The sequence below is a fragment of the Bradyrhizobium lablabi genome (assembly GCF_018129385.1).
GTDB classification, from domain to species: Bacteria; Pseudomonadota; Alphaproteobacteria; order Rhizobiales; family Xanthobacteraceae; genus Bradyrhizobium; species Bradyrhizobium lablabi_C.
Map to the genome: position 1 here is coordinate 1 of NZ_JAFCLN010000030.1, position 15,793 is coordinate 15,793.

Here is a 15,793-nt window from a genome sequence, read left to right on the forward strand (position 1 = left end):
GCGGCAGGGCTATCGCATATGGCCCATTGAGCGTGTGAGCGAGCCCGGCCTTCATGGTTCGAGACGCGCCGCAGGCGGCGCTCCTCACCATGAGGGTTCTAGGATTTTGCCACGAAACAAGACCTCATCCTGAGGAGCCCGCCAAAGGCGGGCGTCTCGAAGGATGGCCACAACGAAGTCGCCTCATCGAGTCCTCGCTCATATGCGATAGCCCTGCGCTTGCGGGGGAGGGCGGGGTGGGGGTGCTTCCGCAGCAACGGTGCCCGTGGGGAGAGAGCCCCCACCCGGCGCTTCGCGCCGACCCCTCCCGCAAGCGGGAGAGGTTGAACGAGCCCGCGGCCAATCAATTCAGTCCAATCCCATCGCGCTCCAGCTAAACGCCGAGCGTGCCGGTGCGCGCCGCGGCGTAGCGGTCCGCGACCTTCTTCCAGTTCACCGTGTTCCACCAGGCCTTGAGATAGTCAGGGCGGCGGTTCTGGTAGTGGAGGTAATAGGCGTGCTCCCAGACGTCGTTGCCCATCAGCGCGCGCTTGCCGTCCATGATCGGGCTGTCCTGATTGGGGCGCGTCTCGATCGCGAGCTTGCCGTCCTTGGCGACGGTGACGAACACCCAGCCCGAGCCGAACTGGCGTCCGCCGGCGGCGTTAAAGTCGTTCTGGAATTTCTCCATGCCGCCGAGGTCCTTGTCGATCGCGGCGAGGAGATCGCCTTCCGGCTTGCCGCCGCCGCCCGGCCCCATGATCTCCCAGAACATGGTGTGGTTAGCGTGGCCGCCGAGATTGTTGCGCACCGTGAACTTGATGTCGTCGTTGAGCGCATTGAGATTGCCGAGCACGTCGGTGATCTGAGCCGTGCCAAGCTGCGGATTGCTCTTGGCGACATTGTTCATATTGGCGACATAGGCCGCGTGGTGCCGGTCATGGTGGATTTCCATGGTCCGGGCGTCGATATGCGGCTCCAGCGCATTGAAGGGATAGCTGAGCGGCGGCAGCGTGAACGGGCCGGTTGCGGCAGGCGCGGCCGCAGGTGCCGCAGCCTGGGCGAAAGCGATCCGCGGCACGGCCGCAAACGCAGCGGCGCCGGCCGCAGCGCTGAACAGATGACGGCGCGATAGAGATGGCATGAAAAACCTCCTGATGAGCGACAACCCTGCGCGGGCCGGCGACGTAAACCTAGCCCGGCCTGCCCCAGAGTGAAATGCGGAGCAGCGCCGGTTCGGGTTTCAAATTTTTGCGCTTCCCGCGCTGCGGCGTTAGGGCGCACAGCCTCTGTCACACAAACAAAAAGGGCGGCTGAAAAGCCGCCCCCCGTTGCATCACTCTTTTGAGAGGCATGATCCCTTTCGGAAAACCGGTACCCGCATCAAGTGCGGGGCAGGCTTTCCGGGATCATGCGTTAGCGATCCTTACTCGCCGGCCGCTTCGCGCGGGGCCGGCGCCTCGGTCTTCTGCTTGGCCTCGAGGTCCTCGCCGGTGGTCTGGTCGACCGCCTTCATCGACAGCCGCGTCTTGCCGCGGTCGTCGAAGCCGAGCAGCTTGACCTTGACCTTGTCGCCTTCCTTGACGACGTCGGAGGTCTTCTGCACGCGGTTGGCCGCGAGCTGGCTGATGTGGACGAGGCCGTCCTTGGCGCCGAAGAAGTTCACGAAGGCGCCGAACTCCATCACCTTCACGACGGTTCCCTCGTAGATCTGGCCGATCTCCGGATCGGAAGCGATCGACTTGATCCACTTGATGGCGGCCTTCATGGCCTCGCCGTCATTGGAGGCGACCTTCACGGTGCCGTCGTCCTCGATGTTGATCTTGGCGCCGGTCTTTTCCACGATCTCGCGGATCACCTTGCCGCCGGTGCCGATCACTTCGCGGATCTTGTCGGTGGCAATCTTGAAGGTCTCGATGCGCGGCGCGTATTCGCCGAGCTCGGCACGCGCGGCGGTGAGCGCCTTGGCCATTTCACCGAGGATATGGATGCGGCCTTCCTTGGCCTGGCCGAGCGCCACCCGCATGATCTCTTCGGTGATGCCCTCGATCTTGATGTCCATCTGGAGCGAAGTGATGCCCTGATCGGTGCCGGCGACCTTGAAGTCCATGTCGCCGAGATGGTCCTCGTCGCCGAGGATGTCGGACAGCACTGCAAAGCGCTTGTCTTCGAGGATCAGGCCCATCGCGATACCGGCGGTCGGCCGCTTCAACGGCACGCCGGCATCCATCAGCGCCAGCGAGGCGCCGCAGACCGAGGCCATCGAGGAAGAACCGTTGGACTCGGTGATTTCAGAGACCACACGCACCGTATAGGGGAATTCATGGTGCGGCGGCAGCACAGGGTGGATCGCGCGCCAGGCGAGCTTGCCATGGCCGGTCTCTCGCCGCTTGGTGCCGCCGAGGCGGCCGGTTTCGCCGACCGAGTAGGGCGGGAAGTTGTAGTGCAGCAGGAACGTCTCTTTATACGTTCCCGACAGCGCGTCGATGTACTGCTCGTCCTCGCCGGTGCCGAGCGTGGTCACCACCATCGCCTGGGTCTCGCCGCGGGTGAACAGCGCCGAGCCGTGGGCGCGGGGCAGGATGCCGACTTCGGCCAGGATGTTGCGCACGGTCTTGACGTCGCGGCCGTCGATGCGCTTGCCGGTGTCCAGAATGTTCCAGCGAACGATCTTGGCTTCCAGCTCCTTGAACACGCCGGCGACGCGGAGCTTGTCGTATTTCGGCTCCTGGCCTTCCGGGAAGAAGTGCGCCAGCGCCTTTTCCTTGACCGCGCCGACGGCGGCATAGCGCTCCTGCTTCACAGGGATCGCATAGGCTGCGCGCAAATCCTGCTCGATCAGACCGAGCATTTCCTTTTCGATTTCGGAATTGTCGATCGCGGTAACCTCGCGCGGCTCCTTGGCCGCCTTCTCGGCGAGTTCGATGATCGCGTTGATCACGGGCTGGAAGTGACGGTGACCGAACATGACCGCGCCGAGCATGATCTCTTCGTTCAGCTCCTTGGCTTCCGATTCGACCATCAGCACCGCATCGGCGGTGCCGGCGACGACGAGATCGAGCTGGGTCTCTGCCATCTCGTCGAGCGTCGGGTTGAGGATGAACTCGTCATTGGCGAAGCCGACGCGGGCCGCGCCGATCGGGCCCTTGAAGGGCGCACCGGACAGCGTCAGCGCGGCGGAGGAGGCCACCAGCGCCACGATGTCGGGATCGTTTTCCATGTCGTGCGACAGCACGGTGGCGATCACCTGGGTCTCGTTGCGCCAGCCGTCGACGAACAGCGGACGGATCGGGCGGTCGATCAGGCGGGAGACCAGCGTCTCCTTTTCGGTCGGCCGTCCCTCGCGCTTGAAATAGCCGCCGGGAATGCGGCCCGCGGCGTAGGTCTTTTCCTGGTAGTCGACGGTGAGCGGCAGGAAGTCGACGCCTTCGCGCGGCGCCTTGGCGGCCACGACGGTGGCGAGCACGACGGTCTCGCCATAGGTCGCCACAACGGCGCCGTCGGCCTGACGAGCGATCTTGCCGGTTTCAAGCTTGAGGGGACGTCCGCCCCAGTCGATCTCGACGGTATGCTTGTTGAACATTTCGGTCTTCTTTCATGGTTTCACGAAAGACGGACCCCCAGAAACGCAAAGACCATGCGCAAGATGGCGAGACGCTGATCGCAATGTGAGATCAGCGGCCGGCGATCCTGCCATGGTCCTTGAATTTCGGATGGCGTCCATCCTTTCGGTAGTCCTGGGCATCTTGCCCCGTCCAGCCGCCGGATTGCTGCTGGACGTTCTTGCGCATGACCGTCTTTCGGAAATCGAAAGTCCGCTTCTTGCGGAAAGATCATGCGAATACGCGCGCAAAACTGTTGCGCGCGCGAACCTGTAATCAACGACGAATGTTATGCTTTTCGAGCAATGCCTTGTAGCGCGCCTCGTCCTTCTTCTTGATGTAGTCGAGAAGGGAGCGGCGCGTCGACACCAGCTTCAACAGGCCGCGGCGCGAATGGTTGTCCTTCACGTGGCTCTTGAAGTGGTTGGTCAGGTTATTGATGCGTTCCGACAGGATCGCGACCTGAACCTCGGGCGAGCCGGTGTCGCCGGCTTTGGTGGCATTCGTCTTGATGACTTCCGCTTTGCGTTCGGCGGTAATCGACATCGTCAGATACTTTCATTGTTGCGACCGGAGCTGGCGACCAGCCCGGTCAGGTTGAACACGCGCTTGGGGATGAGTTCGCCATTGCCAATCTCGGCAAGCGCCAAAAGCCGGCCTGCCACCGTGACATAGACTGTGCCGCTACTATTGGGCGCATCCCGTCCGCGCAACAAAACGGCCTGGCCCCGATGGAGCCTTGCCGCATCAGCCCGTGTGACGGCCAGTGCCGGGATGTCGTCCAGCGCGGTCTCAACGGGCAAAAGCGCGTCGGCGAGGCTACCCTCGCCAGACGCGGCTCTATTACACAAAGCCTCCAATTCTGCCAGCGGAATCATGTCCGATTCGGTAAACGGCCCGACCAGGGTTCTCCGCAGGGCGCAGATATGGCCGAAACAGCCGAGAATCCGGCCGATATCGCGGGCCAGCGCTCGCACATAGGTGCCCTTGCCGCACTCGGCCTCGAACACCGACCGGTCGTTATCTAATTGTTCTACAAGGGATAAATGGTGAATCTCGACCGGGCGGGGCTGTAGCTCGACGGTCTCGCCGTCGCGCGCCAGGTCATAGGCGCGCTCGCCCTGTACCTTGATCGCCGAATATTGCGGCGGGATCTGCGCGATCAGTCCGGTGAACTGCGGCAATAGGGCCGAAATCGCCTCCGCTGTCGGCCGCGCATCGCTGGTGCGGACCACCCGGCCTTCGGTGTCGTCGGTGTCGCGCTCCTCGCCCCAGCACACGGTGAAGCGGTAGCGCTTGCGGCCGTCCATCACGAAGGGGACGGTCTTGGTGGCTTCCCCGAGCGCGATCGGCAGGCCGCCGGAAGCGAGCGGGTCGAGTGTGCCGGCGTGTCCGGCGCGCTTGGCGTTGAACAGGCGCTTCACCACCGCGACCGCATGGGTCGAGGTCATGCCGATCGGCTTGTCGAGAATTACCCAGCCATGAACGTCTCGCCGGTCGCGGCGCGGCTGGTTGTTCTGGCGCTGTTTGTTCGCGCTCGGATCGTTGCGAGGATCATTATTGGTGCGACGCTCGTCGCTGCGCGTGTCGGAAAAAATATTTTTGTCCGCGTCGTGCGAGGGCGCATTTTGCGGCTCGTCGACGCGGTTCGTCGTTGTGGTGATCATCACTCATCGTCCGAATCGGGTGCGAGGTCTCTCTGCACCGCAGGTGTTCGCAGTAATTTCTCGATACGTTCCGCTTCATCGAATCGTTCGTCGACGCGAAAGCGGATGTCAGGAGCAAATTTCAGGTTAACGCGATGCGCGATCTCGCCGCGCAGGAACTTCTTGTTGCGCTCGAGTGCCGCGAGCACGATCTCCGTGTCGCGGCCGCCGAGCGGCATGACATAAATGGTCGCAAGCCTCAGGTCGGGGGACATCCGTACCTCCGGCACGGTGATGATGTGACCCTCGAGGTCCGCATCATGGACACTGCCTTGCGCCAGAATATCGGCAACTGCATGGCGCACGGTCTCGCCGACGCGCAATTGCCGCTGCGAGCCGCCGGGTGCGGAGCCTTTTTTCTGGTGGTGACGGGGCATTATTATCTCTCGAAAAACATTCCGTCATGGCCGGGCTTGTCCCGGCCATCCACGTCTTTGTTGCGGCTGAATTCTTAAGGCGTGGATGCCCGGGACAAGCCCGGGCATGACGCCAACTAACTTAATATCGTCTGCGACGAAGCCGTAAGGTTCAGACTTACAGGCTGCGCTGGATCGTCTCCACGCGGTAACACTCGATGACGTCGCCGACCCGCATGTCGTGGTAGTTCTCGAACGCCATGCCGCATTCCTGGCCGGACTGCACTTCCTTCACTTCGTCCTTGAAGCGTTTCAGCGTCGAGAGCTTGCCCTCGTGCACGACGACGTTGTCGCGGATCAGGCGGACATTGGCGCCGCGCTCGACGGTGCCGTCGGTGACGCGGCAGCCCGCGACCTTGCCGACCTTGGAGATGTTGAAGATCTCCAGGATCTGGGCGTTGCCGAGCATGGTTTCGCGCAGCGTCGGCGCGAGCAGGCCGGACATCGCCTTTTTGATGTCGTCCACGAGATCGTAGATGATGTTGTAGTAGCGGATCTCGATGCCGTTGCGCTTGGCCGCTGCCGCCGCTTCCTTGTTGGCGCGCACGGAGAAGCCGATGATCGCGGCATTGAAACCTTCCGCCAGCGTGACGTCGGATTCCGAGATGCCGCCGACGCCGGCATGCAGGATGCGCGCGGCGACCTCGTCGGTACCGAGCTTTTCCAGCGATCCCAGGATCGCTTCCAGCGAGCCCTGCACGTCGGCCTTCACGATCAACGGGAATTCCTTGCGGCCCGCTGTCTTGAGCTGCGACATCATCTGCTCGAGCGAGCCGCGCATGCCGGACACGCTGGCCGCCGCGTTCTCGCGCTTCTGGTGCGCGCGGTAGCTGGTGACCTGGCGGGCGCGGGCTTCGTTCTCCACCACCGCAAGGCGGTCGCCGGCTTCCGGCGGGCCGTTGAAGCCGAGCACCTCGACCGGCACCGAAGGGCCGGCCTCTTCGATCGTTTCGCCCTGATCGTTGATCAGCGCGCGGACGCGGCCCATTTCGGCGCCGGCCACGATGATGTCGCCGACGCGCAGCGTGCCGCGCTGCACCAGCACGGTTGCGACCGGACCGCGGCCGCGATCGAGCTTGGCTTCGATCACGGTGCCTTCGGCCGGACGTTCCGAATTGGTCTTCAGTTCCAGGATGTCGGCCTGGAGCGCGATCATCTCCAGCAGCTTGTCGAGATTGGTCTTGTTCTTGGCGGAAACCTCGACGTCGACGACGTCGCCGCCGAGCGACTCGACCTGCACCTCGTGCTGAAGCAGCTCGGTGCGCACGCGCTCCGGCTTGGCATCCGGCTTGTCGATCTTGTTGATGGCGATGATCATCGGGACCTTCGCCGCCTTGGCGTGATTGATGGCTTCGACCGTCTGCGGCATGACGCCGTCGTCGGCCGCGACCACCAGAATGACGATATCGGTCACCTTGGCGCCGCGGGCGCGCATCGCGGTGAACGCGGCGTGGCCGGGCGTGTCGATGAAGGTGATCTTCTTGCCGCTCTCCGGCGAGGTCACCTGATAGGCGCCGATATGCTGGGTGATGCCGCCGGCTTCGCCCGACACCACGTTGGCGTGGCGCAGCGCGTCGAGCAGCGAGGTCTTGCCGTGGTCGACGTGGCCCATCACGGTCACGACCGGCGAACGCGGCTCGGTATCGGTGGAATCGTCGACGATGTCGAACAGGCCTTCTTCCACGTCCGACGCGGCGACGCGCTTGACGGTGTGGCCCATTTCCTCGGCGATCAGTTGCGCGGTATCGGCGTCGATCACGTCGGTGATCTTGTGCATCGCGCCCTGCTTCATCAGCAGGCGGATCACGTCGACCGCGCGTTCGGTCATGCGGTTGGCGAGTTCCTGAATCGTGATGGCTTCAGGAATGATCACCTCGCGGATGAGCTTTTCCTTTTGCTCGTTCGCGGCATGGCCCTTCAGGCGCTGGGTGCGGCGGCGGAACGAGGCGATCGAGCGTTCGCGCACGTCGTCGGCATTGAGCGCTGTCGTGACGGTGAGGCGGCCGCGCTGCTTCTGCGGGCCTGGCTTGTGCGTGGTCTTGGGGGCCGCCACGGGACGCATGGCGCCGCCGGGGCCGCGGCGGATCTGGCGCGGACCTTCGTCCTCTTCGGCTTCAACCGCGATGCCGGGAGCCTTGACGGCGGCCGGCGTGCGTGCGGTCGTGGTTGTGGTCGCGGGTTTTGCCGTTGCCGGCGCGGGCTTCGGAGCCTCGGTTTCGCCAAAGCGCCGCTTGGCCTCGGTCTCGGCCTTGCGCTTGGCTTCCTCTTCGTGGCGATGGCGTTCTTCCTCGGCCTGCCGGCGGGCTTCGGCGGCTTCGCGCTCGGCCCGCTCGATGCCTTCGCGGCTGGCGCGGCGCTTGGCTTCCTCTTCGGCAGCCCGGCGCTCTTCCTCGTCACGGACCTTTGCGTCGGCCAGCGCGCTGGCGCGGGCGGAACGCTCGTCCTCGGTCAGCGTGCGCAGCACCACGCCGGAATTGCTGCGGGGCGCCGCCGGCGGGCCTGACGGCTGACGGCCGGCCGGTGCCCTCGTGGGCGCAGCCTTCGCCACCACCGGTTCCGGTGCCTGCGGTTCGGCCATGCCCGGTCCGTCGCCGCCGATGCGGCGCTTGCCGCGCTTTTCGACCACGACCTGCTTGCTGCGGCCGTGGCTAAAACTCTGGCGCACGGTGCCCGTCTCGACGCGCGGCTTCAGCGTCAAGGTCTTGCTCGGCACACTCAAAGTCTTGTCGCCAGGCGTTTTGGTATCAACCATTCACTAGTCCCAATCTCGTTACGTCGTGCGCGAGCACACAGCGTTATTGAAGTTTCGTCGGTGGGCGCGATGACGTTCCTTCGTCACCTCGCCCTATCTGCGTTTGAGCATGATCCGTACGGAAAACCGGTCCCCGCTTTTTCCGGATCACGCTTCAGAATTCTTTGCCGCCCCGCCCCCGGCCGTCTTGTCGTCGTCCGCCATCCGGTATCGGACCAGGATCTGGCTACGCGACAGGAAGGTCTTGCTCGCCGGGCCTGCGAGCAGCGCAGCATGTATCACATTTGAGCGCCCAAGTGCCAAATCCAATTGCGCCGAAGTTAAAATGGTGAAGGTCGGGATTTCAGCCGATTCACCAATATTTCCGGCGGGTTGCCTTGCGATAGCGTCCAATTTGCGGATTCCGTCGGCAGCCCCATCGCTGGCATGCAACAGGGCCGCGACCTGCCCGGCCCGGAGGGCATCCTCGACCTTGCCGAAACCGGCAACCGCCTGCCCCGCCTTGGCCGCCATGGCCAGGGCCTCGATCACGCTGCGAGCCAGCAGGCTTTCGGTGTCTTCGGACAGGGTCTTCGAGGCGCGGATATCGCGTTTGAACCCGCGGCTAAACTGGTTACGCCGGACCGCTTCCGCAACCGCCGCCCGCGAGGCTGAAACCCACATGCCCCGGCCGGGAAGCTTGCGCTTGAGGTCCGCCACCACGGCGCCGTCGGGCGAGACGACGAACCGGATCAGCTCGTCGATCGGCCGGACCTCTCGGCTGACCGCGCACATCCGCATCGTCGCGGACCTGTCGGTCCGCGGTCCGTTGTCGAGATCGGTATCGACCGATGCGAGCATGCGCGCGGCATCTCCGTTACTTCATCTTATGCATGTCTTCACACATAACCGGTGCCCACTCTCGCGGACACGCGTTATGCCGTCTGTTCTTCGGAAGCCTCGGCTTCCGCGGTCTGCTGCTTGGCGAGATCGGCCTCGGTTATCCAGCCCGCCTTGACGCGTGCCTGCATGATCAGGGTTTCGGCGTCGTCGCGCGAGACATCGATGCCGTCGAGGAAACCGGCATGCTTGACCGGCTCGCTGCCTTCCTTGCGCTCGGTCCAGCCGACCAGATCGTCGGTGGCGCAGCCGGCGAGGTCCTCGACCGTCTTGACGTCGTTCTCGCCCAGCTTGACCAGCATCTTCGAGGTGATGCCGGGAACTTCCTTCATGGCGTCCTCGACGCCGAGTTCCTTGCGGCGCTCCTCGAGTTCACCTTCGATCCGCTCCAGATATTCCCTGGCGCGGCTCTGCAACTCATTGGCGGTCTCCTCGTCGAAGCCTTCGATTCCCGCGAGTTCCCGCACATCGACCAGCGCCAGTTCCTCCACCGAGGTAAAACCTTCCGACGCCAGGAGCTGACCGACGACCTCGTCGACATTGAGCGCTTCCATGAACACCCGGGTCGAGTTCTCGAAGTCGGCCTGACGGCGCTCCGATTCCTCCTGCTCGGTGAGGATGTCGATGTCCCAGCCGGTGAGCTGCGAGGCGAGGCGGACGTTCTGGCCGCGGCGGCCGATCGCCAGCGAGAGCTGGTTGTTGGTGTCGGGCACCACGACCTCGATGCGCTCGCGCTCTTCGTCGATCACGACCTTGGCGACTTCGGCCGGCGCCAGCGCGTTGACGACGAAGGTCGCGATATCGGGCGACCACGGAATGATGTCGATCTTTTCGCCCTGCAATTCGTTCACCACGGCCTGCACGCGCGAGCCGCGCATGCCGACGCAGGCGCCGACCGGATCGACCGAAGAGTCGCGCGAGATCACGCCGATCTTGGCGCGCGAGCCGGGATCGCGGGCCACCGCCTTGATCTCGACGATGCCGTCATAGATTTCAGGCACTTCCTGCGCGAACAGTTTTGCCATGAACTGCGGATGGGTGCGCGAGAGGAAAATCTGCGGACCGCGGGTTTCGCGGCGCACGTCGAAGATATAGGCGCGGACGCGATCGCCGTTGCGGAACACTTCGCGCGGCAGCATCTCGTCGCGGCGCACGATGGCCTCGCCACGGCCGAGATCGACGATCACGCTGCCATATTCGACGCGCTTGACGACGCCGTTGACGATGTCGCCGATGCGGTCCTTGAATTCCTGGTACTGCCGGTCGCGCTCGGCCTCGCGCACCTTCTGCACGATCACCTGCTTGGCCGATTGCGCGGCGATGCGGCCATATTCGAGCGGCGGCAGGGTGTCGGCGATGGTGTCGCCTACCCTGGCGCCCGGATTGGCGCGCTGCGCGTCCGCCAGCGAAATCTGGTTCGACGAATTCTCGACGACGTCGACCACCAGCATGTGGCGCGACAGGCGAAGCTCGCCCTTCTTGGCGTCGATCTCGGCGTGAACGTCGGTCTCGCTGCCGTAACGGGCGCGGGCGGCCTTGGCGATGGCGTCTTCCATCGCGGCGATCACGATACTGCGGTCGATCGACTTTTCGCGCGCGACGGCGTCCGCGATCTGTAGCAGTTCGAGTTTGTTGGCACTGACGGCCATGGCTCAGTCTCCTTCGGTCGGATCGAATTCGCCTCCGGGCAATCCTTGCGCGGCGAGGCGGTGTTTCTTGGTATTCTTGGGTAGCGGCTTCTTCTGTTTCGGCTTCGGCTTGTTGCTCTTCGCCGGATCGCTCTTCCTGGCGTGCGGCGGCGGAGGCGGAACCAGTCCGAGGTTCTGCTTGAGTTCGCGCTCGGCGGCCTTTCCGCGGCGCATCGCTTCCTCGATCAGCTCGTCGGTCAGCACCAGCCGCGCATCGGCGATGTCTTCCATCACCAGCAGCACGTCGGCATCCTCGCCCTTGGGCGTGTCATCGCGACGAACGCGAACGGTACCGTTCTCGACGCCGGCGAGCGTACCACGAAACCGCTTGCGGCCCTGATGCGGCACTGCCATCTCGATCTTGACGAGATGACCGGCATAACGCTCGAAGTCCGAACGGCGCACCAGCGGGCGGTCGATGCCGGGCGAGGAAATTTCCAGCCGATAGGCGCGCTCGATCGGATCGGCGACATCGAGAACGGGCGACAGCGCCCGCGAGATCGCTTCGCAATCCTCGATCTGCATGGTTCCATCCGGGCGCTCCGCCATGATCTGGACGGTGCAGCCCGCTTCCCCGGAAATCTTGATGCGGACCAGCCGGTAGCCCATGCCCTCCAGCACCGGGCCTGCGACCGCCGACACCCGCGCGGCGACGCCGGGCTCGACCACGAGGCGCGGCTCGGCAAGCAGTTCGGCGTCCACGGAACCAGCGATTGGATCGGTCATATCCAGCGTCAAAAGTGGCCTGACTTGGTCGGTCTAACGTTGCTTGTCTGACGTTCTTTCCGGGCCCGGAATCGGTCGGGTTTGCGTATCCCCGAGCCGGTCGGCTCCGTTACGGGAGCCGGCCTCGTTCAGGTAATAAAAAAGAGCGGGTCCCGGGGGGCCCACTCTCAATACGCGATCGTATGAGAACTGTAAGTTGCTGCCGATATAGCGGTTTTCGTACCCTCCGGCAAGGCCCGCGAGCTCGTTAAGCACGTTTCCGGGCACAATTTTAGGTGTTTGCGGCCTAACCCTTCGTTCACACACCCCTGCCTAGATAGCCCGCAACCGCGCCAGCCGGCCGGTGTTGAGTTGAGTAGATGGCGGCTGCGATATCCCTGATCCCCGGGCTCGAAGAGATCGTCCGAGGTGATGATCCTAAACGCCGTGCCGAAGCGGCGCGTCGCATTGCGGATTTGTTTCTGCAAGGCGCGCCGAGTTTCCGCGACGAGCACGTCGATCTGTTCGACGGCGTGTTGATCGGCCTCGTGCCGCACACCGAAATTGCCGCGCGTGTCGATCTTGCCGAACGGCTGTCGCTGCTGGCGAATGCGCCGCGCACGCTGGTCGGTCAGCTCGCGCGCGAGGACGACATTCTGATCGCCGGTCCCCTGCTGCGCCGCTCGCCCGTGATCGACGAGCAGGCCCTGATCGAGATCGCGCGCGCCAAAAGCCAGGAGCATCTGCTGGCGATGACCGAGCGCCCCGTCCTGTCGCCCGCGCTTACCGACGTCATGGTCGGCCGCGGCGACCGTGACGTGGTGCGCAGCGCCGCGAAGAACGCCGGCGCGCAGTTTTCGCCGGCGGGCTACTCGACGCTGATCAAGCGGGCCGGGCAGGACGGCGTGCTGACGATCACGGTCGGCCAGCGTGACGATCTTTCCGAAGCGCATCTGAAGGAATTGCTGGAGGGCTCGATCGACGTCATCCGCCGCCGCCTGTTCGATGTGGTGAAGCCGGCGCGGCAGGCCGCGATCAAGCGGGCGATGACCAACATCGACAGCCTGATCGCGCCGGTCGACAGCAAGCGCAATTTCGAGCCGGCCCAGCGCGCCATTCTCGCTTTGCATGAAGCCGGCGGGCTGACCGAGGCCGCGCTGCTCGGCTTTGCCAAGGCCCACCGGTACGAAGAGTCGATCGCGGCGCTCTCGGCGAAGTCCGGCGTGAAGATCGGAACGCTCGATCGCCTGGTCGCCGGCGATCGCTACGATCCGATCATCATCGTCGGTAAGACCATCGGGCTCGAATGGGCGACCGTGCGCGCGCTGATCCTGTTGCGGCTGGGGCCGAACCGGGTGCCGTCGCCGGCCGACCTCGAAGGCGCCCGCGTCAATTTTGCCCGCCTGATGCCCTCGACCGCCGCGCGCGTGGTCGAATTCTGGAAGACGCGGCAGACGCTGTAGCTTCTTTTTTCCGCGTACGATGCTTCCGCCGTCATTGCGAGCGAAGCGAAGCAATCCAGCTTTGCCGCAACGAGAAAGCTGGATTGCTTCGTCGCGGATCCTGTCATCGGGCGCGCATTCGCGCGACCCGTTGGCTCCTCGCAATGACGGTTGAGGCTCTTTCCAAGACCAAAACGAGCCAGCTATGATCTTCCCAAGGCGCCACACAGCGCCAGGACGGGGAGATCGCAATGCTCGAAGCCGACATTCAGGCGCACGCCAATCGAATCCGCGACGACGGCTTCACCGTGATCGAGCATGCCGCAAGCTCCGAACTCGTCAAAGGCTTGAAGGAAGCGCTGCTGCGCACCGAGCGCGACCATAATCTCGGCTACGCCAAGACCTCATTCGAGGGATTCAAGACCGTTCGCATCAACAACCTGCTCACCTATGACGACGTCTTCTGGGAAGTGCCGCTGCACGAGAACGTGCTGCCGATCGTCGAGCGCGTGCTGGACAGGGAGTGCCTGTTGTCGTCGTTCTGCTCGCTGGTGCTGGGCCCCGGCCAGGAAGCGCAGCCGATCCACGAAGATACGCAACTGATCCCGTTGCCGCGGCCGCACATCCCGATCACGCTCAATGCGATCTGGGCGCTGTCGGATTTCCGCGAGGACAATGGCGCGACACGGATCGTGCCCGGCAGCCACAAATACGATTCATCGCCCGAATACGGAAGGGTATATGACGCTGTCACCGCGACCATGCCGGCCGGCAGCGTGATGCTGTTCGACAGCGCGCTGTGGCACGGCGGCGGTGCCAACATGTCAGATGCCCGGCGCTTTGCGTTCTCCTGCGCCTATTGCTGGGGCTGGATGCGGCAGCAGGAAAATTTGCAGCTCGGCATCCCCCGCGAGACCGCGATCCGCTTTCCCCGCCGCCTCCAGGAGCTTTGTGGCTACAGCGTTTACAAGGGCCAATTCGGCCACATCGACAACCGCGATCCGATCGAGCTGCTCGGCCGCGAGCGCGGCAAGCGCATGGTGTGGGAAGCCACCGACGCGAAGAAGGCGCGGATGGCGGCCAAACCATGATGTGTCATTCCGGAGCGCCAATTCGGTCGTCTTGAGCGCACGCCTGGTGGCACAGCGGCGTCGGGGTGCGTCGTTGAGAAGGCCGGCCAGGCTGATCCTTTGCTGGCGCGACAGCGGATTTTGTCTGTTTCAGGCCTGGAAAGCCGCAAACTTTCTTCCCGTTGGTGATTTTGGGTTGTGGATTGAATTGCCTGCATCCGCCCCTTGCGGCTAAGACGACGGCATTGCTTGAACTTGCACGTTCGGAAAAATGAGACCCTGCCAACGCAATTGGCTGAGCTTTATAGCCGGCAGCGTTTGACGCGGGGCAATTTTGCAGCACGGGGAATCGCGGGTGAGCGAAGCCCGCGAAGAGGCAGGAAAGGTAGGCGCGTTATGCGCAAAGTGATTATCTCGGCCGCGTCGATCGCGGCCCTCGCTGTCGTTGTCTCGGTCTCGGCTTTTTGGCCGACCGTTCATCCCGATGTCGAGGGACTAGGAGATAGCGTCTACGAAACCATTTGGGTGTGGCGCATTCCGGCCTATGCCAACAACCCGTCCTGGCGCGTTCGCTGGAGTTGGAGCGATCCCCTTCGCGCGCAAGCGAGGTGTTGCAGGGCGCTGTCGACTGGTTTCTCACCGGGCGTCAGCCCGCCAGTTCAGATGTCGGAGAGGCGAATATAGCCGCGATTGCGGATCACTGACGCTCATTCCATCTCGAACATCCGGAACCATTGCAGCGCGCCGGACAGCAGACTCGATAGTTTCTCCGCAACAGATTTTCGGCTCGGTTGCGTTATGTCGCATTTGACGGAAACTTGGATCAAAGTTGGTCTTACTTTTTATCCTTAACCAGGAACCCGGTCTTTAGTTTACATCTTCTCGATGAAGTTTACCTTGCGTTCGTGAAGCACGCGAACACAAGGAAACCAAGAAAATGCACCGCGTAGGCCTCAAGGGTTCGCTTGCTTTGTTTTTCTTGGTGCAGGCGGGCTTCAGCGTAGCCGCGGATGATGCCAAAAAAGGTCAGTCGATTGTTCCAATCGCGCGCATCGAGTGTTCCCTGCGCGGGAAAGCCGTGGACTCCTCCGATCCGCCGTCAACATCGGCAATCCCTTCTGCCGAAAAATTCGTAGGTCATGAACACTTCAAGGAAGACGTCTCGCCGACGGCCGAAGTCAAGATCTCCTGGCTTGGTGCAACCTTCGTGCGTCGGTTCGCAGGCAAGGTCGAAGACCGCGCGGGCAGCACATCTCTACAAACGCATCACCTGAGCGAGCCGACAAGCGATCAGGAAATCATTGTCCAATTGGGCCAGGGTCGTGAAGCCGGCCTGATCGATGTCTGGTGCATGTTGCGGCGGCAGGCCAATGGCGAAGATGGCGCGTTGCGGATCAATGCTACGCCGAACATCTTTTTTGTGCGGGATGTCATGGGCGAGATTGGTGTCGTCGATGCGATCTGGGGAGGCGCGGGCTGGGAGATTGGCGCAAGTCCAGTCGGAAACAAGCGTCGATGGTCGTCTGGAACGCGTATCTTTTCCCGCTGACCTTC

General features: G+C 63.4%; 12 protein-coding genes. 3 read left to right on the forward strand and 9 right to left on the reverse strand.

Features of this window, described 5'->3' with window-relative positions; translation table 11 throughout:
* Positions 1–373 precede the first annotated feature (373 nt).
* From JQ628_RS32645 to rimP, 9 genes are all read right to left on the reverse strand, one after another.
* Entirely contained in the window at positions 374–1,123 is a 750-nt protein-coding gene (locus JQ628_RS32645; protein WP_212230232.1) for a superoxide dismutase, read from the reverse strand.
* Between the two features lie 282 nt (positions 1,124–1,405).
* Positions 1,406–3,562 (reverse strand): polyribonucleotide nucleotidyltransferase, encoded by a 2,157-nt coding sequence (gene pnp, locus JQ628_RS32650; RefSeq protein WP_212230234.1) that lies wholly within the window; start codon positions 3,560–3,562, stop codon positions 1,406–1,408.
* Between the two features lie 295 nt (positions 3,563–3,857).
* On the reverse strand, positions 3,858–4,127 hold the full coding sequence (rpsO, locus tag JQ628_RS32655; RefSeq protein WP_212230236.1) for a 30S ribosomal protein S15: 270 nt from the start codon (positions 4,125–4,127) through the stop codon (positions 3,858–3,860).
* Positions 4,128–4,129: 2 nt separating this feature from the next.
* Positions 4,130–5,248 carry a tRNA pseudouridine(55) synthase TruB gene (gene truB, locus JQ628_RS32660; protein ID WP_212230244.1) on the reverse strand — a complete coding sequence of 373 codons (1,119 nt, stop codon included), beginning with the start codon at positions 5,246–5,248 and terminating at the stop codon, positions 4,130–4,132.
* The gene (gene rbfA, locus JQ628_RS32665) at positions 5,248–5,664 is read right to left on the reverse strand and encodes a 30S ribosome-binding factor RbfA (protein WP_212230246.1); all 417 of its coding nucleotides are present in this window, start codon (positions 5,662–5,664) and stop codon (positions 5,248–5,250) included. Before rbfA ends, truB begins: the two co-directional genes overlap by 1 nt.
* A 157-nt stretch (positions 5,665–5,821) precedes the next feature.
* Entirely contained in the window at positions 5,822–8,455 is a 2,634-nt protein-coding gene (gene infB / locus JQ628_RS32670; protein WP_212230255.1) for a translation initiation factor IF-2, read from the reverse strand.
* Between the two features lie 147 nt (positions 8,456–8,602).
* Positions 8,603–9,295, reverse strand: coding sequence for an RNA-binding protein (locus tag JQ628_RS32675; RefSeq protein WP_212230256.1), 693 nt, complete (start codon positions 9,293–9,295; stop codon positions 8,603–8,605).
* Positions 9,296–9,369: 74 nt separating this feature from the next.
* Complete coding sequence (gene nusA, locus JQ628_RS32680) at positions 9,370–10,983, reverse strand: transcription termination factor NusA (RefSeq protein ID WP_212230258.1); 1,614 nt, start codon at positions 10,981–10,983, stop codon at positions 9,370–9,372.
* A 3-nt stretch (positions 10,984–10,986) separates the two neighbouring features.
* Positions 10,987–11,748: a ribosome maturation factor RimP gene (gene rimP / locus JQ628_RS32685; protein ID WP_212230260.1), complete on the reverse strand. Its 762-nt coding sequence runs from the start codon at positions 11,746–11,748 to the stop codon at positions 10,987–10,989.
* Between the two features lie 359 nt (positions 11,749–12,107).
* Between rimP and JQ628_RS32690 the strand changes: the two genes are divergently transcribed.
* The 3 genes from JQ628_RS32690 to JQ628_RS32700 all read left to right on the forward strand — a co-directional run bounded on the left by JQ628_RS32690 (position 12,108) and on the right by JQ628_RS32700 (position 15,788).
* On the forward strand, positions 12,108–13,190 hold the full coding sequence (locus JQ628_RS32690) for a DUF2336 domain-containing protein (RefSeq protein WP_212230262.1): 1,083 nt from the start codon (positions 12,108–12,110) through the stop codon (positions 13,188–13,190).
* 230 nt (positions 13,191–13,420) lie between these two features.
* Entirely contained in the window at positions 13,421–14,260 is an 840-nt protein-coding gene (locus JQ628_RS32695) for a phytanoyl-CoA dioxygenase family protein (protein WP_212230270.1), read from the forward strand.
* A gap of 916 nt (positions 14,261–15,176) precedes the next feature.
* On the forward strand, positions 15,177–15,788 hold the full coding sequence (locus JQ628_RS32700) for a hypothetical protein (protein ID WP_212230272.1): 612 nt from the start codon (positions 15,177–15,179) through the stop codon (positions 15,786–15,788).
* The last annotated feature ends 5 nt before the right edge of the window (positions 15,789–15,793 follow it).